This is a genomic window from Phenylobacterium aquaticum, assembly GCF_022695515.1.
In the GTDB taxonomy this organism is placed as follows: domain Bacteria; phylum Pseudomonadota; class Alphaproteobacteria; order Caulobacterales; family Caulobacteraceae; genus Phenylobacterium; species Phenylobacterium aquaticum.
The window spans coordinates 53,578-73,912 of sequence record NZ_JALDPT010000019.1 but is presented as its reverse complement, the minus strand read 5'-3'; the positions used below and the strand labels follow the sequence as shown (position 1 = coordinate 73,912).

Here is a 20,335-nt window from a genome sequence, read left to right as displayed (position 1 = left end):
TCCGACCCGGACTCTAGGCCCAAGGGCCGCTGCGCCGCCCAGCCAATCGCGCGCCGGACCGCGCGAACCGGCCCGACGACCGGAAAAGCGGCGCCGCGGAAAGCCCCTCCCCTGACGCTTGGTGAGGTCGGCTAGACACGCGGGGTCTGGCGCCGGGCCCCTGCCTCAGCGACAAGACGGGCGACGAGCGGAAGGACTGAATCGCATGGACGGAACCATCCCGAGCGCGGCGGACCTGGAGCCGATCCTGGAGACCGTGCGCAAGCTCTGCGCGGGTTTCCCCGGCGAATATTGGCGCGAGCGCGACCGCGAGCGGACCTATCCCACCGCCTTCGTCCAGGCCCTGACCGAGGCCGGACTGCTGGGCGTGCTGATCCCGGAGACCTATGGCGGCTCCGGCCTGGGCCTGACCGCCGCCTGCGCGATCCTGGAGGAGATCCACGCCAGCGGCTGCAACGCCGCCGCCGTCCATGCCCAGATGTACACCATGGGCACCGTCCTGCGGCACGGCAGCGAGGCCCAGAAGTCCCAGTGGCTGCCCAAGATCGCGTCGGGCGAGATCCGGCTACAGGCCTTCGGCGTCACCGAGCCCACCGCCGGCACCGACACCACCTCGATCTCCACCACCGCCATCCGCCAGGGCGACAAGTACGTCGTCAATGGCCAGAAGGTGTGGATCAGCCGGGCTGAGCACTCCGACCTGATGGTGCTGCTGGCCCGCACCACCCCCAAGGACGAGGCGGCGAAGAAGACCGACGGCATCTCCGTCTTCCTGCTCGACATGCGCGAGGCCGTGGGCAAGGGCCTGACCATCAAGCCCATCCGCACCATGTTCAACCACGCCACCACCGAGCTGTTCTTCGACAATCTCGAGATCCCCGCGTCCTGCCTGATCGGCGAGGAGGGCAAGGGCTTCCGCTACATCCTCGACGGCATGAACGCCGAACGGATCCTGATCGCCTCGGAATGCATCGGCGACGGCCGCTGGTTCGTCGGCAAGGCCACGGCTTACGCCAAGGAGCGGGTCGTGTTCGGCCGGCCCATCGGCCAAAACCAGGGGATCCAGTTCCCCATCGCCCGGGCCTATGCCGAGGTCCGCGCCGCCAAGCTGATGACCCGCGAAGCCGCCGCCCGCTACGAGCGCGGCGAGCCGGCCGGCGAGGAAGCCAACATGGCCAAGATGCTGGCCTCGGAGGCCTCCTGGCACGCGGCGGACATGTGCATCCAGACCCATGGCGGCTTCGGCTTCGCCGAGGAGTACGACATCGAGCGCAAGTTCCGCGAGACCCGGCTCTACCAGGTCGCCCCGATCTCCACGAACCTGATCCTGGCCTATGTCGCCGAGCATGTGCTCGGCCTGCCGCGCTCCTACTAGCGGGGCGCCTCGCCGGCGATAGTGGTGCGATAGAGCTCGCGCCGGAAGCCGTCATAGTCGTTGAAGGCCTGGTGTACGCAGATGCGGTTGTCCCAGGCCGCATAGGTGCCCGGCGCCCAGCGCAGGCGGCAGGTGAAGGCCGGCTGGGTGATATGCTCGACCAGGAACTTCAGCAGCGGCGCGGCCTCGGCCGCCGTCAGGCCGTCGATCCCCGTGGCGTAGGTCTCGTCGCAATAGAGCGCCTTCTCGCCCGTCACCGGATGGGTGCGGACCAGCGGATGCATCGTCCCCGCCACCTTCCTGGCGATCTCGTCGGGCAGGCGGTTCATGTCCCGCGTCGCGGCCACCCGGCCGAGCGGCGTCTCGTCCGCGTCAAGATTGGCCCGCGCCGTCTCCACCACCTTGGCCATCGACATATGGACCTTCAGGGGCGCGATCATCGCCTGCATCGTCGGGCTGAGCATGGCGTAGGCCAGGGCCGAATTGGCGAAGATGGTGTCGCCGCCATAGGGCGGGATCTCCACGCCATACAGCATGCTGATCGCCGGGGGCTCGGCCAGGAAGGCGCTGTCGGTATGCCAGCCGGCGCCGAACACCATGCCGACGCTCTGGTCGGCCTCCTTGATCAGCGGCTGGACCTCCGGATGGCCGGGCACGCCCTTGGTGTAGGCGTCCTCGGCGAAGGGACCGAAGCGGCGGCTGAAGGCCGCCTGGTCGGCGTGGCTGATGTCCTGGTCGCGGAAGAAGATCATCTTGTGCCGGAACAGGGCCGCACGCACCTCGGCGAAGGCCTCGTCGCTCAGCGCGGCGATTGAGACCCCGCGGATCTCGGCCCCCATGGCCGCGGCCAGGGGCAGAACCTCGATGTGCCGATTGTCCGCAGGGTGATTGTCGAACCGGCCGGTGGGATGGATCAGCATGGGCGTCCCTGTCGCAAGCCCGGCCAGCCTATCAGCTTGAGCGCCGCCGGTCAGGGCGCGCGCAGCGCCTCCGCCGGCCGCTTGGACAGGGCCTGGACCGAGGCCGCCAGACCGCCCAGCCCCGCCACCAGGGCCGCGCCGCCGACCAGGGCGCCGACGCCCGCCCAGTCCACGCCCCAATGGGCCTTGAACACCAGGGTCACCACCGGCCAGGCGGCCAGATAGCCGAGCCCTACGCCGGCCGCTCCGGCGATCACGCCCACCGCGCCATATTCCAGCACATAGGCGCTGAGGATCTGCGCCCGACTGGCGCCCAGGGCCTTGAGGATCGCCGCCTCCCGCGCCCTCCCTTGAGCCCGCGCCGCGATGGCGCCGACCAGGACCAGCAGCCCCGCCAGGGCCGCAACGGCCGCGGCGCCCCGGATCGCCAGCGCCAAGCGGTTGAACAGGTCGGTGGCCGCCTCCAGCTGGTCGCGCACCGAGATCACATTGACCTGCGGAAAGTCCCGGCCCAGCGCCAGGGTCACCGCCGCCTCCTGGGCCTTGGACGCCTTGGCGATGGCGACATGGCGCAGGTTCGCGCCCTCCACGGCGTTGGGCGTCAGCACCAGGGGGAAGCTCGCGCCGAAGCCGCCGAAATCCACCTTGCGGATCACCGCGACCTTGGCGTCGATCTCGCGGCCCAGGATCGAGACGGTGATCGGGTCGCCGACCTTCAGATGGCCGCCCTTGGCCGCCTGGGTCTCGACCGCGATCAGCGGCGGGCCGGAATAGTCGGCGGGCCACCAGCGGCCCGACAGAATCCCGGCATTGGCCGGCTCCGGCCCCAGGGCCGAAAGCGAGATGTCGTTGTCATAGGCCCAGCGGTCCGAGGGCGGGATCTTCTCAGGATCGACGGTCTCGCCCCGCACCCGGACGATCCGGCCGGTGACGAAGGGCGCCCGCAGATAGTTGTCCGCCGTCAGCGGCGCCCCGAAGGCCCGGCTCACCGCAGCGTCGAATGCGGCGACCTGCTCTCCGGGGATTTCGGTGAACACCAGCGCCGGCGCGGTGCGCGGCGCGACCTCGGAGACCTGGCGCAGCAGGCTCGACTGGATCAGCACCACGGCGGCCAGCAGACCGACCCCCAGGCCGATGGCCGGCGCCGCCGTCCGCGCCGCCGAACCCGGACCGGCCAGATTGGCGAGCGCCATGCGCAGAGGTCCGGATGTGCGCGCCCGCACCTGGCCTGCGCCCCAGGCGCCCGCGAGCCCCAGGGCCCAAAGGAATCCGAAGGCGACGGCCACGCCCGCCATCATGATCACGGCGGCGATGGGCGTCGGCGCGGTCACAATCGCCAGGCCGGCCAGCGCCAGACCGGCGATCCCCGCCCCCACCGCCTCAAGCCCCAGCGACACCGGCCCTTTCAGGTCGCGGCGCAGCAGCATGGCCGGCGAGGTGGTGCGGGTGCGGGCCAGAGGCACGAGCGAAAACGCGGCGGCCGAGGCCAGGCCAAAAGCCGCGGCCTTCAGCAGCGGGATCGGATAGACGGCGAACAGGGCGGGGACCGGCAGCTGATCCTGCACCATGGCGCCGAGCGCCAGCGGCGCCGCGCCCCCGACCGCCACCCCGAGGGCGACGCCCAGCAGGGCGAGCAGGCCGATCTGCAGGAGGTAGATATTGCGCACCAGGGCCCCGTCCGCGCCCAGCGCCTTCAGCACCGCGATCGAGCCGGTCTTGGAGTCCAGATAGGCCGACACGGCTCCGAACACGCCGAGCCCGCCCGCGACCAGGGAGGCCAGGCCGATGAAGCCCAGGAAGTATTCCAGCTGGTCGATCAGCCGGTGGATGCCCGGCGCCGCGTCATTGCGGTCGCGGATCCGCAGCTCGGACTTGGGCGCCAGCTTGCGCAGGGTCGCCGTCGCCTGCTCCGGCGACACCGAGGGCGGCAGGCGAATACGGGCGGTCTCGCCGAACGGCAGGCCCGGCGCGAGGAACCCGCCATCCTGCACGGTCTTCAGCCGGGTCAGCACCCGCGGCCCCAGGGCGAAGCCGCGCGACAGCCGGTCCGGCTCCTGGATCAGCACCGCGCGGGCGATCAGCGGCACATTGCCGACCAGGAACCGGTCGCCCAGCTTCAGGCCCAGGCGGTCCAGCAGGCTCTGCTCGACCGCCGCCCCGGCCGTCCCGTCCGGATCGGTCCGCAGGGCGGCCTCCAGGCTCGGCGCCCCCTGCAGCTCCAGCTTGCCGACCAGGGGATAGCCCCCGGCCACGCCGCGCAGCTCGACAAGCCGGCGCAGGCCGGACGGCGCCTCGGCCATGCCCCGCGCGCTGGCCGCCCAGGAGACCTGGCCCTGGGCCAGGATCGCCTGGCGCTCGGCCTGCGTGAATTCCCGCTGTTCGACGGTGAGCGCCAGGTCGCCGCCCAGGATCTCGCTCGCCTGGGAGGCCAGGCCGCGGCGGAAGGCCTCGGCGGTCGAGCCCGCGGCTGCGATGGCCGCGACGCCGAGCGCCAGGCAGGCCAGGAACACCCGAAAGCCCTTGACCCCGGAGCGCAGCTCGCGCCGGGCGAAACGCCAGGATAGCCAGCTCAAGAGACCAGCCGCCCGTCGCGCATGTGGGCGATCCGGTCGGCCCGCTGGGCCAGGTCCGGGTCGTGGGTCACCAGCACCATGGCCGCCCCGGTCTGCGCGACCAGGTCGAACATCATGTCGGCGACCAGGGCCGCATTGGCGGAATCGAGATTGCCGGTCGGCTCGTCGGCGAACAGCAGGCTGGGCCGCCCGGCCAGCGCGCGGGCCAGGGCCACCCGCTGCTGCTCGCCGCCGGACAGCTGGTGCGGATAGTGCCGCAGCCGGGCCGAGAGCCCCACCCGGTCGAGCCAGGTCCGGGCGGTCTCCTCGGGCTTCGCGGCCCCGGCGATCTCCAGCGGCGTGGCGACGTTCTCCTCGGCGGTCATGTTGGGCAGCAGGTGGAAGGACTGGAACACCAGCGCCACCCGGCCCCGCCGCAGCCGCGCGCGGCCGTCCTCATCGAGACCGCCCAGGTCCTGGCCGAACACCGACACCCGCCCGGAGGTCGGCCGCTCCAGCCCGGCGGCGACTGAGATCAGCGAGGACTTGCCCGATCCCGACGGCCCGGTGACCGCCAGCCGCTCACCGGCCCCCACCGAGAGCTCCAGCCCCCGCAGGATCTCGACCTGGCCCGCCGAGGACGGCAGGGTGAGGGATACGGCTTCCAGACGAAGCGGCGGATGGGCGTCGGACAAGGAGGGCCTCGCATTGCGAAAGGTCGCTATGACCCTAGATAGGACAGCGACCGCCAAAGGCACGCCCCCATGATCGCGCGACGAGACCTTCTTTTGCTGCCCGCCCTGCTCGCGGCGGGCCCTGCCCTGGCGGCGGCGCCGCGCGTGGTGACCATCCTCGGCGACTCGATCACCGCCGGCTACGGCCTGTCCGCCGCCCAGGCCTTTCCCGCGCGGCTGCAGGACGCCCTGACCAAGGCCGGCGCCCAGGTGCTGATCCGGCCCGCCGGGGTCTCGGGCGACACCACCGCCGGCGGCCTGGCGCGGGTGGATTTCAGCGTCCAGTCCGACACCGCCCTGTGCCTGGTCGCCCTCGGCGGCAACGACCTGCTGCAAGGCGTCGATCCCAAGCGGACCGCCGCCAATCTCGACGCCATCATCACCCGCCTGCAGAAGCGCCGCATCCAGGTGATCCTGGCCGGGCTGAAGCCGCCGCCGGCCATCGGCCGCGCCTACGCCCAGGAGTTCACCGGCCTCTACGCCCGGCTCGCCAAGGCCCACCACCTGACCCTCTATCCCGACCTGCTGGCGGGTGTCGGGCCGGGCCTGCGCCAACATGACGGCCTCCACCCCAACGCCCAGGGCGCCCAGGTGATCGCCGCGGGCCTGACGCCCGTGGTGCTCGCCGCCCTGAAGGCGCGCTGACCCCGCCCTAGTGACCCGCCGCCGGCGGAGGCCCCGCCAGCTTGCTCACGTCCGCCGCCGTCACCGGTTCCGGATAGGCGTTGCCGAAGTGGGTGCGGACATAGGTGATCACCGCCGCGGTCTGGGCGGGGCTCAGCGTGTCATAGAACCAGGGCATGGCCCCGCGCCCCTTGCTGACCATGATGATCGGATAGGCCGCGACCTTCAGCTTGGGATTGCTGGCGAGCGCCGGCACCTTGCCCGCCCCCACACCGCCCTTGCCGTCGGCCATGTGACAGGCCTGGCAGACCATCTGATAGACCTGCTCGCCGGTCACGGGCACAGGCGGCTTGCTGCCGCCGGGGCCCGGCTCGTCGGCCAGGGCCGGCGCGGCGAGCGCGAACGAGGCGGCGCCCAGGATCATGCGGAACATCATGCGATGGGTCATGGTCAGGCCTCCAGGGCGCGCTTGTGCAGACGGGTGATGGCGTCGATCGAGGAGAGCAGCGCCCCCTCCATCCAGCAGCCGACGTAAGAGGCGTGCTCCCCGGCCAGGACCACGCGATTGTCCATGGCGACCAGGGTCTGGTAGTGCGCCTTGCGGGTCTCCTCGGTCCAGCGGGCGCAGCAGCCCAGGATCCACGGCACGCGGTTCCAGGCCACCGAGGCGCCGCTCAGGAACTCCTTGCGATAGCTCTCCGGGTGGAAGACCGAGCCCTGGGCGAGCGCCGCCTCGATCCGCTGTTCCGGGGTCATGCCGGCCAAGTGATAGCCGCCCATGCCGCTGGCGAAGGCGCCCAGCAGCACCGCCGGCCCGTCCTTGAAGAAGTTGTTGTTGGGATAGGAAATCAGGCTGATCTCCTGGTTGGTGAAGCTGTGGCCGCCATAGATGGAGGCGTCCTCCTCCCAGAACCGCCGCTTCATCTCGAGCCCGATCTTGACCGAGTTGGAATAGGGCACGGCGGCGATGGCGGCCTGCAGGTCGTCGGACAGATTGCTCTCGATCTGGCTGAGCACCGTCAGCGGGATGGTGCAGACGCACCAGTCGGCCTTGGCCTCGGTGACCGTCCCCGTGCCGGTGTCGGCATAGGTGACCTTCACCCCCTTCTTGTCCTGGTCGATCTTGGTGACCTTGGCGTTGTAGGTGATCAGCGGCTGGACCTGGGCCGCGAAGGCCTTGCCGATCATGCCCATGCCGCCGACCGGCTGGAACATGGTGGTCTGGAACTCGCTGTTCATGAAGAACGCCATGTTCCGCCAGATGCCGGAATCCAGCACGTCATGCAGGGCGAAGACGTCCGAGGGCGTCGGCGCGCCATTGACCCCGCCGCCCGGCGGCCGGTCGAAGCCGCGATGCTCGGCCGACCGGAGGTTCTTGGCGTAGCGCATGTCCTTGTCGAGCATGCCCCATTCGCGCAGCGCCTCCTTCAGGCGGTCGCGGTCCTCGGCCGTGACTTCGGCGTCGAGGCTCTTCTGGTCCAGCGCCTTGCCGAGCAGTTCGGCGACATTGCCCTCGAAGTCGGCGGCCAGGGCCTTGAACCTCTGGGGCTTGCCGCCGAAGGCGTCGGTATTGTGGACATAGGCGTTGTGGTTGAACTGGATGAAGGGCTCCAGGGCCACACCGAACTGTTTGCAATAGTGCAGCAGGGTCCGGTGATGGTGCGGGATCCGCCAGGGGCCGGGGTTCAGATAGTTGCCGGGCGCAAAGCCCACCTTCTGGGTCGCCCCGCCCAGCTCAGTATAGGTGTCGCCGCCATAGAGGGACCAGTTCCGGCCACCGGCGCGGCCCTGATACTCAATGATCTGGACCTTGTAGCCGGCCTTGGTCAGCTCATAGGCCGCCAGCATGCCGGCCAGGCCCGCCCCCAGCACGATGACCGAGGCGCCCTTCTTGGCGCCGGACAGGTTCGGCGGGCCCGCGAACTGGGTCTCGGCCGCGTACCCCAGGGTGGTCATCATATTGTAGAGCAGGGCCGTCCCGCCCAGGACCCCGATGGTCGACAGCAACTGCCGTCGCGTCGTCTTCTGACCTGTCTGTTCCATGCGGCGTGCTCCCTGACCCCAACGGGGCCCAGACCTACGAAGCCGGGCCTCCCCTGCGCCAACCGTCCGTGGAGGGGCGGGCCGCTTTTGATCCAGGCGCCTGCGCTTTGACGGCTTGGCGCAGGAACTGGCCAGGGATCAGGCAGAGCCGCGGGCCGCGAAGACGCCGGGGCGACTCGCCCCGCCCCGATGGCGGACTTGGTTACCCGACCGGCCGCCCCGAACCGGCAGAAGCTGCCGCCCCATCCGGCGCGACCCCGAATTCCTGAGCCGCCTCATAGCCTTAGGGGCGACGCCGGTTGGCACAACTCTTGCGTGGGTTTGGTTAATGCGACGTCGAAAGCCGGCGCCGCGCAAGGAACCCCATGGCCTTGGACAGGGCTAAGTACGCGTTCAGTTCGACAGGTCGGGCCCCTGCCCCGGCCGGCGAAGGCGTGCGCCGATGATCGCCGCCTATTCCCTCTACAGCCCTGCCCAGATCGCCGCGCTGAGCCGCGACACGATCGTCAGCCTGACCACCTCCGACATCGCCAGCCTGTCGGCCACTCAGATCGCTGCGCTCACCGCGACGGAGATGACCGAGCTCAGCGCGACCCAGCTGGCCGCCCTGTCGACCCGGCAGATGACGGCCCTGACGCGGGTGCAGATCTCGGCGCTGACGCCCAGCCAGATCAGCTTCAGCGCCGCCCAGCTGTCGGTGCTGAACGCCTCCCAGTTCACCGCCTTCGACCCCGAGGACATCGCCAGCCTGGGATCCACCCAGCTCGCCGGCATCACCGCCGCCGATCTCTCCGCCCTGTCGGGCGACCAGCTGGCCGCGCTGACCACCACCCAGATCTCGGCGCTCTCGACCAAGCAGATCAACGGCCTGACGGCGACGGAGCTGGCGTCGCTCTCCAGCGACCAGCTGGCGGCGCTCACCACGCCCCAGGTGGCGGCCCTGACCTCGGGCCAGGTGCGCGGCCTGACCACCACCCAGTTGCAGTCCCTGTCTGACCGCCAGTTCGCCGCCCTGACCTCCACCGAGATGGCGGCCATGACCTCGACCCAGGTCGCCGGTCTCTCCACCACCCAGATCGCGGCCCTTTCCACCGCCCAGATCAAGGCGCTCTCCGCCCAGGACATCGCCGCCCTCAGCGCCGACCAGCTGGCGACCGTCAGCTCGACCCAGCTCTCCACCCTGGCGACCACCCAGGTGCGCGGCCTGTCGGCGACCCAGATCTCGGCGCTCACCACCACCCAGCTGGCCGGCCTGTCGCCCGCCTCGGTGGGGGCGTTCACCGCCACCCAGATCGGCGCGCTCGCCACCACCCAGGTCTCCGCCCTCACCCCCCGCCAGATCGCCGGCATGACCAGCGGCGGCCTGGCCTGGATGAGCCTCGACCAGTTCGCCAGCCTGACGCCGGATCAGACGGCGGCCCTCAGCGCCGCCCAGATCCGCGGCCTGCCGACCACCGAGATCGCCGCCATCTCCACCACCCAGCTGGCCGGCCTGTCGGCCGATCAGGTCGGCTATCTGACCCCCAACCAGGTCAAGAGCCTGACCGGGACCCAGATCGGCGCGCTGAGCCTCGACCAGCTCGCCGGGCTGACCGCGACCGAGATCGGCGCGCTCACCACCACCCAGGTCGGCGCCTTCGCCACCACCCAGGTCGCGGCCCTCAGCATGGCCCAGGTGCGCGGGATCAGCGCCTCGGGCCTGGGCGCGCTCAGCGCCGATCAGCTCGGCGCGCTCTCCACGGTCCAGATCGGCGCGATCACCGCCGCCCAGGTCAAGGGCCTGACCTCGACCCAGATCCAGGGCCTGACCGACAGCCAGCTGTCGGCCCTGTCGGCGGCCGACGTCGGGGCCCTGACCACCAGCCAGATCGCGGCGCTCACCCCCACCCAGGTCGGCCGCCTGTCGGCCCAGCAGGTCGCCGCCCTGCCCGCGGCCAGCATCAGCGCCCTGTCCGCCGACCAGTTCGCGGCGCTCTCGACGACCCAGATCGCGGCCATGAGCGCGCCCCAGCTCAAGGCCTTCACCACGACCGAGGTCGCGGGCCTGTCGACCACGGCGATCGACGCCCTGTCCTCGACCCAGATCGCCGCCCTGGGCGCCGCCCAGCTGGCGGGGCTCAACGCCACCCAGTTCGCCTCCCTCGACCAGACCCAGCTGAGCGGCCTGACCTCGCTGCAGATCAAGGCCCTGTCCGAGACCCAGATCGCCAGCCTGAGCCTCGACCAGTTCTCCGGCCTCACGGCCGCCGAGATCGGGGCCCTCACCGACACCCAGGTCGCGGCGCTCACCACCTCCCAGGTCGCCGCCATGAGCGCGAGCCAGGTCGCCGGCCTCACCGCCGCCGGGGTGGGCGACCTGTCGACCGATCAGTTCGCCGCCCTCTCGGCGACCCAGCTCTCGGGCCTCTCGACCCTGCAGGTCCGGGGCCTGACCACCACCGAGATCACCGGCCTCAGCGCGACCCAGCTGGGCGCCCTGTCCGGGGCCCAGATCAGCGCGCTCAACCGCGCCCAGGTCCAGGGCCTGACCGAGACCCAGGTCGCGGCCCTGAGCCCCACCCAGCTGCAGGGCCTGACCGCCGCCGGCCTCGGCGCCCTGACCACCACCCAGGTGGGCGCGCTCACCTCCACCCAGATCGCCAGCCTGGGCGTCACCCAGATCGCCGGACTGTCCGCGACCACCCTGGGCGCCCTTTCGCTTGGGCAGCTGGGGGCCCTGACCCCCACCCAGATCGCCTCGCTCAGCACCGCCCAGGTCAAGGGCTTCGCCGACACCCAGATCGGCGCGCTCACCACCACCCAGCTGGCGGCGATGACGGCGGCCGATCTCGGCGCCCTGGCCGCGACCCAGGTGACCGGGTTCCAGACCACCCAGATCGCCGCGCTCACCACCACCCAGGTCAAGGGCCTGGCCGGAGTGAGCCTGGGCGCGCTCACCACCGACCAGTTCGCCGCCCTGTCGCCGGCCCAGCTGGCGTCGTTCAGCGCCGCCCAGGTGCGGGGCCTGACCACGACCCAGGTCACCGGCCTCACCACCACCCAGCTCTCCAGCCTCTCGACCACCCAGATCAGCGGCCTGTCCATCGCCCAGGTCCGCAGCCTGACCGAGACCCAGGTCGGCGCTCTGGCCACCACCCAGATCGCGACGCTCAGCACCGATCAGGTCCAGGCCCTGGTCGACACCCAGATCGCCGCCCTCACCACCCGCCAGCTCTCGGCCATGACCTCGACCGAGGTCGGGGCGCTGACCACCACCCAGATCGGCGCCTTCGCCACCACCCAGGTGGGCGCGCTCAGCACCACCCAGATCCGCGGCCTGACCGCCGCCGAGATCGCCGCGCTGAGCAGCGACCAGCTGGGCGCCCTGTCGGCGACCCAGGTCGCCGGCATGACCACCACCCAGGTCCGCGGCATGCCGGCGCTCGAGCTGGCGGCGCTCAACACCACCCAGCTGGCCGCCCTGACCAGCACCCAGTTCGGCGTGCTCACCTCGACCCAGATGGCCGCCCTGAGCAGCGCCCAGATCGGCGCCTTCGCCACCACCCAGTTCGCGGCCCTGACCTCGACGGCGATCAGCGGCCTGCAGCCGGACCAGATCGAGACCCTGTCGACCACCCAGCTGGCGGCCATGGCCACCACCCAGGTCCAGGGATTGAGCGCCACGGGCATCACCGCCCTGGCCGCCAACCAGCTGAACAGCCTGTCGACCACCCAGGTCGCGAGCCTGACCACCACCCAGATCATCGGCCTGACCGACGATCAGATCGGCGCCCTGACCCCGACCCAGATCGCCGCCCTGACGGCGGCCGAGCTCGCCGCCTTCACCCCCGGCCACATCGCGGCCATGACCACCTCGGAAGTGGCCGGCCTGACCACCACCCAGGTCCAGGGGCTCAGCGCCACTGCGGTCGGCGCCCTGTCGGCGGAACAGCTCCAGGCCCTGACCACCTCCCAGGTCGCGGTGCTGACGCCGGTCCAGATGAAGGGGCTGTCCGGCGACGACGTCGCCAACCTGACCTCGACCCAGCTGTCGACCCTGTCCACGACCCAGGTCGGCGCCCTGTCCTCCAGCGGCGTGAAGGGCCTGACCGCCGCCCAGCTCGCCGCCCTGACCTCCAGCCAGCTGGGCGCCCTGTCGGCCACCCAGATCGGCGCGCTCAGCCTCGACCAGATCCCGGCGCTCGCCACCACCCAGCTCTCGGCGCTCACCACCACCCAGACCCGGGGCCTGACCGCCCAGAGCATCGCCGCCCTGTCCTGGGACCAGCTGACTGCGCTCACCACCACCCAGATCGGCGCGCTGGCGACGACCCAGGTGAAGGGCCTGACCCAGGACCAGATCGGCGCCCTGACCGCGTCCCAGGTCGCCGCCCTGACCAGCCAGGAGCTGGGGGCGCTGACCGCCAGCCAGACCCAGGCGCTGATGACCACCCAGGTCGCGGCCCTGACCACCACCCAGGTGCGCGGCCTCAGCGCCGCCAGCATCGGCGCCCTGTCCTCGGACCAGCTGCAGGCCCTGACCACCTCGCAGGTCTCGGCCCTGGTCAACACCCAGCTCGCGGGCCTCACGGCCGACGAGGTCGGCGCCCTGACCTCGGCCCAGCTGGCCGCGCTGTCGACCGGCCAGATCACCGCGCTTTCGACCAATGGACTCAAGGGCCTGACCGCCGATCAGCTGGGCGCCCTGACCTCAAGCCAGTTCGGCGCGCTCACCTCGACCCAGATCGGCGGCCTGACGGTCGACCAGATCCCGTCGCTCAACGCCACCCAGATCGCCGCGCTCTCGGCCAACCAGATCCGCGGCCTGGCCACGACCCAGGTCGCCGCCATGTCGGTGGCCCAGGTCGACGCCCTGACCACCACCCAGATCGCCGGCCTGTCGACCACCCTGGTGAAGGGCTTCACTCAGGATCAGATCGCCAACCTGACCTCCAGCCAGCTGGCGGCCCTGACCGCCGCCGAACTCGGAGCGCTCGCCACCACCCAGGTTAGCGCGCTGGGGACCACCCAGATCGCCGCCCTGACCACGACCCAGGTGCGCGGCCTGAGCGCCACTGGCCTCGGCGCGCTGTCGCTGGACCAGCTCGGCGCCCTGTCGGCCTCCCAGCTCGGGTCGCTGGCCACCACCCAGATCAAGGGCCTGAGCTCGGAGGAGGTCGCGGCCCTCTCCTCGGACCAGCTGGCGGCGCTCGCCACCACCCAGATCGCCGCGCTCAGCACCACCGGCGTCCAGGGCCTGACCCAGGCCGAGCTGTCGGCCATGAACGCCAGCCAGTTCGGCGCCATCACCTCGACCCAGGTCAGCGCCCTGATCGAGGACCAGATCGCCAATCTGACCACGACCCAGATCGGCAATCTCACCACCACCCAGATCAAGGGCCTGGTCAGCACCCAGGTCGCGGCCATGTCGGTCGACCAGATCGACGCCCTGAAGCCCGCCCAGGTCGCCGTCCTGACCTCGACCGCCGCCCCGGGCCTCAGCCCGACGGCGCTGGCCAGCCTGAACGCCAGCCAGGTCGCCGCGCTCACCTCGACCCAGCTCAACGCGCTCTCCTCCGACCAGGTCGCGGCGCTGAGCGCGACCCAGGTCGCGGCCATGTCGACCAGCCAGGTCCGGGGCGTGACCGCCACCGGCATGGCGGCGCTCAACACCACCCAGGTCCAGGCGCTGAGCACCACCCAGCTCGCGGCCCTGTCGACCACCCAGATCGCCGGCCTGACCCTCGACGCCGTGGGCGCCCTCAGCCCCAGCCAGCTCGCCACCCTGACCAGCTCGCAGATGGCGGCCATCGCCACCACGGCGATCCAGGGCCTGACCCAGACCGAGCTCGCCGCTCTGACCACCACCCAGCTGGCGGCCCTGACCTCGACCCAGATGGCGGCGCTCGCCAAGGACCAGGTCTCGGAGCTGTCGGCCACCCAGATCGGCCTGCTCAACACCAGCCAGGTCGCCGGCCTGGTCAGCACCCAGGTCGCCGGCCTCTCGGCCACCCAGATCGGCGCGCTCAAGGCGTCTCAGCTCGCGGCCCTCACGGCCTCCGCCGCGCCCGGCCTGACCCGCACCGCGATCTCCAGCCTGTCCGGCACCCAGGTCGCGTCCCTGACCTCGACCCAGATCAATGCGCTCTCCACCGACCAGATCGGCGCCTTCAGCGCCGCCCAGCTGGCGCGCTTGTCGGCCGCCCAGATCGGCGGCCTGACCAGCACCGCGGTCAACAGCCTGTCGGCCACCACCATCGCCGGCCTCACCACCACCCAGGTGGCCGGCCTGACCTCGACCCAGATGTCGGGCCTGAACACCACCGAGGTCCAGGCCCTCACCACCACCCAGATCCAGGCCCTGACCGCCACGGCCTTCAGCGGCCTGGCCAGCGCCGAGGTCTCGGCGCTCAGCGCCGCCCAACTGGCGGCCATGACGACGGCCGACGTGATCGCCCTTTCGGCGGACGGGGTCGCCGGCCTCACCGACCAGCAGGTGGCGGGGCTCAGCTCGGCCCAGCTCGCGGCGCTCAGCGCCAGCAGGATGTCGGCCCTGTCGACCACGGCCATCGGCGGTCTGACCACCCGCCAGGTCGCGGCCCTGACCACCACCCAGATCCAGGCGCTCACCTCGACCCAGACCGGGGCCCTGTCGTCGACCCAGTTCACGACGCTGTCGACCAGCCAGCTTGCGGCCCTCACCGCCGCGGGCCTCTACGGCCTGACCTCGACCGACGTGGCGACCCTGACCACGACCCAGCTGAACTATCTGACCCCGGCCCAGGTCGCCTCGATCTCCTCGACCGCCATCGCCTCGCTGAAGACCGACGTCCTGGCCGCCTTGACCACGGCCCAGTTCACGACCCTGACGCCCACCCAGGTGGGCGCTCTGACCTCCACCCAGATCGGCGCGCTGACCACCAGCCAGCTGGCGGCGCTCACCACCAGCGAGATCCACGGCCTGACCGGCGCCCAGGTGGCGGGCCTGGCGGCGACCACCATGAGCGCGCTCAGCGCCAGCCAGATCGCGGCGATCTCCACCACCGGCATGGCCGGCATGACCCCGACCCAGGTCGCCGCGCTCACGCCCACTCAGTTCGCGGCGCTCAGCGCCACCCAGATCGGGGCGATGTCGACGACCGCCGTCCCCGGCCTGACCTCGACCGAGATCGCCGCGCTCGCCCCCACCCAGCTGCTGGACGGGGCCGTGGCCTCGACCTGGATCGGCGCGCTCAGCACCAGCCAGATCACCCAGCTCAGCACCACCCAGGTGGCCGGCCTGTCGTCCAACCAGGTCAGCGGCCTCACCGCCGCCCAGGTCGCGTCCCTGACCTCGACCGAGTTCTCGAACCTGTCGAGCTATCAGATCGGCTCTCTGTCGCCGGCGGCGATCACCGGCCTGACGGCGTCGCAGATCGCCCAGATGACCGTCACCCAGCTGGGGGTCTCAAGGCCAGCCAGATCGGTTTGTTCTCGACGACCGAGTTCGGCTATCTCAGCCCGACCGAGATCGCCGCCATGACCGTCACCCAGCTGACCGGCCTGGTGCGGATGCAGCTGCGCTCCCTGTCGGACAGCCAGCTGTGGGCCCTGTCACCGACCCAGATCGCCTCGCTGAGCTCGACCCAGGCCAGCAACCTCAGCTTCACCGAGCTGAACAATCTGACCACCACCCAGTTCGCCGCCCTGACCTCGACCCAGTTCAGCGGCCTGACCCCCGGCCAGCTCAGCAATCTCAACGCCGAGAAGCTCGGCATGCTGTCGGGCGTGCAGCTGAGCGGCCTGACCTCGACCCAGGTCTCAGGCCTGACGCCGACCATGATCGCCGGCCTGACCGTCAACGAGATCATGGCGCTGAACGCCGAGCAGATCAGCGGCCTGTCCACCACCCAGCTGGCCAATATCAGCCAGGAACAGCTCGACGCCTTCTACGCCGCGGTGTCCTAGGGCCTCAGTCGACCGCTAGGCAGATCGACTTGATCGACAGATATTCGTCGAGGCCGTAGCGCGAGCCCTCGCGGCCGAGACCTGATTCCTTGACCCCGCCGAAGGGCGCGACCTCGGTGGAGATCAGGCCGGTGTTCAGCCCCACCATGCCCGACTGGATCGCCTCGCTGACCCGCCAGGCGCGCTTGAGGTCGGCGGTGTAGAGATAGGCCGCCAGGCCCGCGCGGGTGGAATTGGCCAGGGCGATCGCCTCGGCCTCGTCCTGGAAGGCGGTGATCCCGGCCACGGGTCCGAAGGTCTCCTCCCGCGTCAGCAGGGCGTCGGGGGCGACGTCGGCCAGCACCGTCGGGGCGAAGAAGGCGCCCAGTCCGTCCAGGGTCGTGCCGCCGGTCAGCAGCCGCGCCCCGCCGGCCAGGGCGTCCTCCACATGGCGGCGCGCCTTGGCGACGGCCCGGCCGTCGATCAACGGGCCCTGATCGGTCTCGCCCGCCAGGCCGTCGCCGATCCGCAAACCCGCGGCCCGCCCCGCAAGCCGCCGGGCGAATTCCGCCGCCACCGGGGCCTCGACATAGAAGCGGTTGGCGCAGACGCAGGTCTGGCCGGCGTTGCGGAACTTGGACGCCATGGCGCCCTCAACCGCTGCGTCCAGGTCGGCGTCGGCGAACACCACGAAGGGGGCGTTGCCGCCGAGCTCCAGAGACACCCGCTTGACCGTGTCCATGCACTTGGCCGCCAGCATCTTTCCGACGGCGGTCGAGCCTGTGAAGGTGAACTTGGCGATGCGGGGATCGGTGGTCAGCACCTCGCCGATCGGGGCCGCCTCGCCGGTGACGATATTGAACACGCCCTTGGGCACGCCGGCTTCCTCGCCCAGCACGGCGAGCGCCAGGGCCGAAAGCGGGGTCAGCTCCGAGGGCTTCAGCACCACCGAACAGCCGGCCGCCAGAGCCGGGCCGACCTTGCGGGTGATCATGGCCGCGGGGAAATTCCAGGGCGTGACCGCCGCCACCACTCCCACCGGCTGCTTCAGGGTCAGGATCCGGCGGTCGGCCTGATGACCGGGGATCACGTCGCCATAGGCCCGCTTGGCCTCTTCCCCGAACCATTCGAGGAAGGCGGCCGCATAGGCGATCTCGCCGCGGGATTCGCTGAGCGGCTTGCCCTGCTCGGCGGTCATCAGCCGGGCGAGGTCCTCCTGGTGCGCCATCATCAGGTCGAACCATTTGCGCAGCACCTGGGCGCGGGCCTTGGCCGGTCGCCCCGCCCAGTCCCCCTGCGCCGCCGTCGCCGCCGTCACGGCCTGAAGCGTCGCCTCGGATCCGAGATTGGGAATATGGGCCAGCACCCGCCCGGTGGCCGGATTGGTCACGGCGATGCGGGCCTCGGCCGTGATCCATTCCCCCCCGACATAGGCCGCCTCCCGCAGCAGGTCGGGCCGCTTCAGGGCCAGGCGGGTCTGTTCGGCGGAAATGTCGGAGGTCTGGGTCATGCCGCGATCCTCGCCCGGGCGGGGCCCGGGTCAAGTGCTGGGTGGCGGCTGGGACTTCAAGCCTCCCACCCTCGCCCCGCTTGCGGGGAGAGGGAAGGGTGAGGGGCGCGCCGCGAAGCGGGGCGTCTTTTTGCGGTTCAGGTGAGGTGGCGAGCCAGCAAGGACCCCTCACCCAACCCTCTCCCCGTGAACGGGGAGAGGGCTAAAGCGCTGCAACGCCGCCTCAGATCGACAGGCAGATCTTCCCGAAGTGCTTCTGCGAGATCTGGTGGGCGAAGGCCGCCGCGATCTGGTCCAGCGGATAGGTGGAATCGATCACCGGCTTGATGCCGTTGGCCTCGATGGCGGCGATCATCTCCTCCTGCTCCTGGCGGGAGCCGACGGTCACGCCCTTGATGGTGATGTTCTTGGACATGGCGAGCGCCGTGGCGATCTCGCCGGAGACCCCGGTCAGCACGCCGATCAGCGAGATATGGCCGCCGATCTTCGAGGCGTGCAGGGACTGGTTCATGGTGCCCGGCCCGCCGATCTCGACCACCGCGTCGACCCCGCGACCGCCGGTGAGCTTGGCCGCCGTCTGGCCCCAGGCCGGATCGTCCTTGTAGTTGATCAGGTGGTCGGCCCCGAGATCCTTCAGGCGCGCCAGCTTCTCGGCCGAGGAGGAGGTGGCGATGACCGTCGCGCCGGCCGCCTTGGCCAACTGCAAGGCGAAGATCGAGACGCCGCCCGTACCCTGGGTCAGGACCACGTCGCCCGGCTTGATCTTGGCCTCGACGATCAGGGCGCGCCAAGCGGTCAGGGCCGCGCAGGGCAGGGTCGAGGCTTCCTCCAGGGTCCAGCCCTTGGGGATGCGGGTGAAGGCGGTGGCAGGCGAAGCGACATATTCCGCCGCGAAGCCGTCGGCCTGGTCGCCGGGCACGCCCAGCAGGCGCTCCAGCACGGGCGCGCCGGCCGGCCAGTTGGGGAAGAAGGTCGAGAGCACCTGGTCGCCGACCTTCCAGGTCGTGACGCCCTCGCCCACTGCGACCACCTCGCCGGCCCCGTCGGACATGGGGATGCGGCCATCGGCGGCGGGGATCATGCCGGCGACCACGGCGAAGTCATGGAAGTTGAGCGAGCTGGCGCGGACGCGGACCAGCACCTGGCCGGGTCCGGCGACCGGCTGGGCGCGGTCCTCGATGACGATCTTGTCGAGCCCGCCCGGGGCTTTGACGGCGGCGACTTTCATGGGGCGTATCCTTCAGCGGGGTCGGAGGTGTGGAATGGATCAGGTGAGCAGCGGCGGCAGGCCGGGATCGCCCTTCTCCATGGCCCGGCGATAGGCCGGCCGCGCGCCGATGCGCTGGAGATAGGCGAGGATGTTGGGGAAGCCCGAGAGGTCCTTGGGCGTGAACATGCGCATGGTGGTGAGCGCGAAGACCATCATGATGTCGGCGGCGGTGAGCGCGTCGCCCGCGAAATACTGGGTCTCGCCCAGTCGCTGCTCGACCATGTCATAGACCCGTTCCGAGCGGGCGTTCATGAAGCCGCGGCCGGGATGATCGGCGGGCACGCCGAGCGCATTGGCCACCAGGCCCAGCATCTCGGTCGCCACGAACGAGCCGTTGGCGAAGTGCAGCCAGAAGACATAGTCGGCGTAGTTCGGCTGATCGGCTGCGACCGCCAGCCGGCCCTGGCCGTAGCGGCCGATGATGTAGTCGACGATCGCCCCCGACTCGCCCAGGGTCCGTCCGGCGTCGGTGATCACCGGCGCGACCCCCATGGGATGCAGCGCCTTGTACTCGGCGGGCGCCAGGCGGGTGACCGGATCGCGCTGGTAGACCTTCAGTTCATAGGGGATTTCCAGCTCCTCGCAGAGCCAGACGATCCGCTCGGACTGGGAGATCCCGAGGTGGTGGACGACGAGGGGAGCGGTCATGGGGCGGCGTCCTTGATTGAAGTCGCCCCATCAGGTCGGTCTTGACCTTGGGGAGGTCAAGTCAGGTCGATTGCATACGATTAAATAACGTGCAATTCATGGTCAGCCGCCCGGCGGCGCCCCCTTAGAAGGACCTGTTCATGAACTGTATGAAGTTGGCTCTCATCGCCGCCTTCGCGGCCCTCAGCACCGCCGCCGCCGCCCAGGCTCCGCCGCCCGCCGGTCCCCAGGCCATCCGCGGCCAGGTCAGCGCGATCAGCGCCACCCAGCTGACCATTAAGCAGAAGACCGGCGGTCCGCTCAGCATCGACCTGACCCCCGACTGGTCGGTCCAGGTGACCAAGCCCGTCGCGATCAGCGAGATCAAGGAAGGCAGCTTCATCGGCACCTCCGAGATCCCCCAGGCCGACGGCTCGGGCAAGTCGCTGGAAGTCCACGTCTTCCCGCCCGGCGTGAAGATCGGCGAGGGCCACTACGCCTGGAACCTGCGCAAGGGTTCGATGATGACCAATGGCACGGTCGGCAAGGTGACCGCCGGCGCCAAGGGCCAGGAGCTGCAGGTCAGCTATCCCACCGGCCAGCGCAAGATCGTGGTCCCGGCCAAGGTGCCGGTGGTGCAGATCACAAATGGCGACCGCACCATGGTCAAGCCGGGCGCTAAGGTGTTCCTGATGGCCTTCCCGAAGCCGGGCGGCGGTCTGATCACCGGCGCGGTGGCCGTGGGCGACAAGGGCTCCGCGCCGCCGATGTAAGG

The 20,335-nt window shown here is 70.7% G+C and carries 13 protein-coding genes; 5 read left to right on the top strand and 8 right to left on the bottom strand.

From position 1 onward, the window contains the following. Positions 1-205 precede the first annotated feature (205 nt). A complete protein-coding gene (locus MQH10_RS14970) occupies positions 206-1,375 on the top strand; it encodes an acyl-CoA dehydrogenase family protein (protein WP_242564835.1) in 1,170 nt (389 codons plus the stop codon). On the opposite strand, the gene MQH10_RS14965 is transcribed toward MQH10_RS14970, so the two are convergent. From MQH10_RS14965 to MQH10_RS14955, 3 genes are read right to left on the bottom strand one after another with little or no spacing between them, the layout of a single operon-like run. Then, complete coding sequence (locus MQH10_RS14965) at positions 1,372-2,295, bottom strand: TauD/TfdA dioxygenase family protein (protein WP_242564834.1); 924 nt, start codon at positions 2,293-2,295, stop codon at positions 1,372-1,374. The two genes, MQH10_RS14970 and MQH10_RS14965, sit on opposite strands and share 4 nt — an antisense overlap. A 50-nt stretch (positions 2,296-2,345) precedes the next feature. After that, positions 2,346-4,868 carry an ABC transporter permease gene (locus MQH10_RS14960; protein ID WP_272886953.1) on the bottom strand — a complete coding sequence of 841 codons (2,523 nt, stop codon included), beginning with the start codon at positions 4,866-4,868 and terminating at the stop codon, positions 2,346-2,348. Further along, on the bottom strand, positions 4,865-5,542 hold the full coding sequence (locus tag MQH10_RS14955; RefSeq protein WP_242564833.1) for an ABC transporter ATP-binding protein: 678 nt from the start codon (positions 5,540-5,542) through the stop codon (positions 4,865-4,867). Before MQH10_RS14955 ends, MQH10_RS14960 begins: the two co-directional genes overlap by 4 nt. A gap of 69 nt (positions 5,543-5,611) precedes the next feature. On the opposite strand from MQH10_RS14955, the gene MQH10_RS14950 reads away from it, so the two are divergent. Next, complete coding sequence (locus MQH10_RS14950; RefSeq protein WP_242564832.1) at positions 5,612-6,226, top strand: arylesterase; 615 nt, start codon at positions 5,612-5,614, stop codon at positions 6,224-6,226. Between the two features lie 7 nt (positions 6,227-6,233). On the opposite strand, the gene MQH10_RS14945 is transcribed toward MQH10_RS14950, so the two are convergent. Together MQH10_RS14945 and MQH10_RS14940 are read right to left on the bottom strand one after the other, a co-directional pair. Beyond that, on the bottom strand, positions 6,234-6,653 hold the full coding sequence (locus MQH10_RS14945) for a c-type cytochrome (RefSeq protein ID WP_242564831.1): 420 nt from the start codon (positions 6,651-6,653) through the stop codon (positions 6,234-6,236). 2 nt (positions 6,654-6,655) lie between these two features. Continuing rightward, positions 6,656-8,248, bottom strand: a complete 1,593-nt coding sequence (locus tag MQH10_RS14940) for a flavin monoamine oxidase family protein (protein ID WP_242564830.1) — start codon at positions 8,246-8,248, stop codon at positions 6,656-6,658. Positions 8,249-8,690: 442 nt separating this feature from the next. Between MQH10_RS14940 and MQH10_RS14935 the strand changes: the two genes are divergently transcribed. Continuing rightward, on the top strand, positions 8,691-15,749 hold the full coding sequence (locus tag MQH10_RS14935) for a beta strand repeat-containing protein (protein WP_242564829.1): 7,059 nt from the start codon (positions 8,691-8,693) through the stop codon (positions 15,747-15,749). Continuing rightward, the gene (locus MQH10_RS14930) at positions 15,695-16,174 is read left to right on the top strand and encodes a hypothetical protein (protein WP_242564828.1); all 480 of its coding nucleotides are present in this window, start codon (positions 15,695-15,697) and stop codon (positions 16,172-16,174) included. The genes MQH10_RS14935 and MQH10_RS14930 overlap by 55 nt, the downstream gene beginning before the upstream one ends. Positions 16,175-16,178: 4 nt before the next feature. On the opposite strand, the gene MQH10_RS14925 is transcribed toward MQH10_RS14930, so the two are convergent. The 3 genes from MQH10_RS14925 to MQH10_RS14915 all read right to left on the bottom strand — a co-directional run bounded on the left by MQH10_RS14925 (position 16,179) and on the right by MQH10_RS14915 (position 19,581). Further along, the gene (locus tag MQH10_RS14925) at positions 16,179-17,663 is read right to left on the bottom strand and encodes an NAD-dependent succinate-semialdehyde dehydrogenase (RefSeq protein WP_242564827.1); all 1,485 of its coding nucleotides are present in this window, start codon (positions 17,661-17,663) and stop codon (positions 16,179-16,181) included. A gap of 223 nt (positions 17,664-17,886) precedes the next feature. Beyond that, the gene (locus MQH10_RS14920) at positions 17,887-18,891 is read right to left on the bottom strand and encodes a zinc-dependent alcohol dehydrogenase family protein (protein WP_242564826.1); all 1,005 of its coding nucleotides are present in this window, start codon (positions 18,889-18,891) and stop codon (positions 17,887-17,889) included. Between the two features lie 39 nt (positions 18,892-18,930). Beyond that, positions 18,931-19,581: a glutathione S-transferase family protein gene (locus tag MQH10_RS14915; RefSeq protein WP_242564825.1), complete on the bottom strand. Its 651-nt coding sequence runs from the start codon at positions 19,579-19,581 to the stop codon at positions 18,931-18,933. 149 nt (positions 19,582-19,730) lie between these two features. Here MQH10_RS14915 and MQH10_RS14910 point away from each other — a divergent pair, with 149 nt between their 5' ends. Continuing rightward, positions 19,731-20,333 carry a hypothetical protein gene (locus MQH10_RS14910; protein ID WP_242564824.1) on the top strand — a complete coding sequence of 201 codons (603 nt, stop codon included), beginning with the start codon at positions 19,731-19,733 and terminating at the stop codon, positions 20,331-20,333. Positions 20,334-20,335 lie beyond the last annotated feature (2 nt).

Coding starts and splice junctions, on each gene's coding strand:
- MQH10_RS14970 (WP_242564835.1), top strand. CDS start 206: ATGGACGGAACCATCCCGAGCGCGGCGGACCTGGAGCCGATCCTGGAG.
- MQH10_RS14965 (WP_242564834.1), bottom strand. CDS start 2,295: ATGCTGATCCATCCCACCGGCCGGTTCGACAATCACCCTGCGGACAAT.
- MQH10_RS14950 (WP_242564832.1), top strand. CDS start 5,612: ATGATCGCGCGACGAGACCTTCTTTTGCTGCCCGCCCTGCTCGCGGCG.
- MQH10_RS14945 (WP_242564831.1), bottom strand. CDS start 6,653: ATGACCCATCGCATGATGTTCCGCATGATCCTGGGCGCCGCCTCGTTC.
- MQH10_RS14940 (WP_242564830.1), bottom strand. CDS start 8,248: ATGGAACAGACAGGTCAGAAGACGACGCGACGGCAGTTGCTGTCGACC.
- MQH10_RS14935 (WP_242564829.1), top strand. CDS start 8,691: ATGATCGCCGCCTATTCCCTCTACAGCCCTGCCCAGATCGCCGCGCTG.
- MQH10_RS14925 (WP_242564827.1), bottom strand. CDS start 17,663: ATGACCCAGACCTCCGACATTTCCGCCGAACAGACCCGCCTGGCCCTG.
- MQH10_RS14920 (WP_242564826.1), bottom strand. CDS start 18,891: ATGAAAGTCGCCGCCGTCAAAGCCCCGGGCGGGCTCGACAAGATCGTC.
- MQH10_RS14915 (WP_242564825.1), bottom strand. CDS start 19,581: ATGACCGCTCCCCTCGTCGTCCACCACCTCGGGATCTCCCAGTCCGAG.
- MQH10_RS14910 (WP_242564824.1), top strand. CDS start 19,731: ATGAAGTTGGCTCTCATCGCCGCCTTCGCGGCCCTCAGCACCGCCGCC.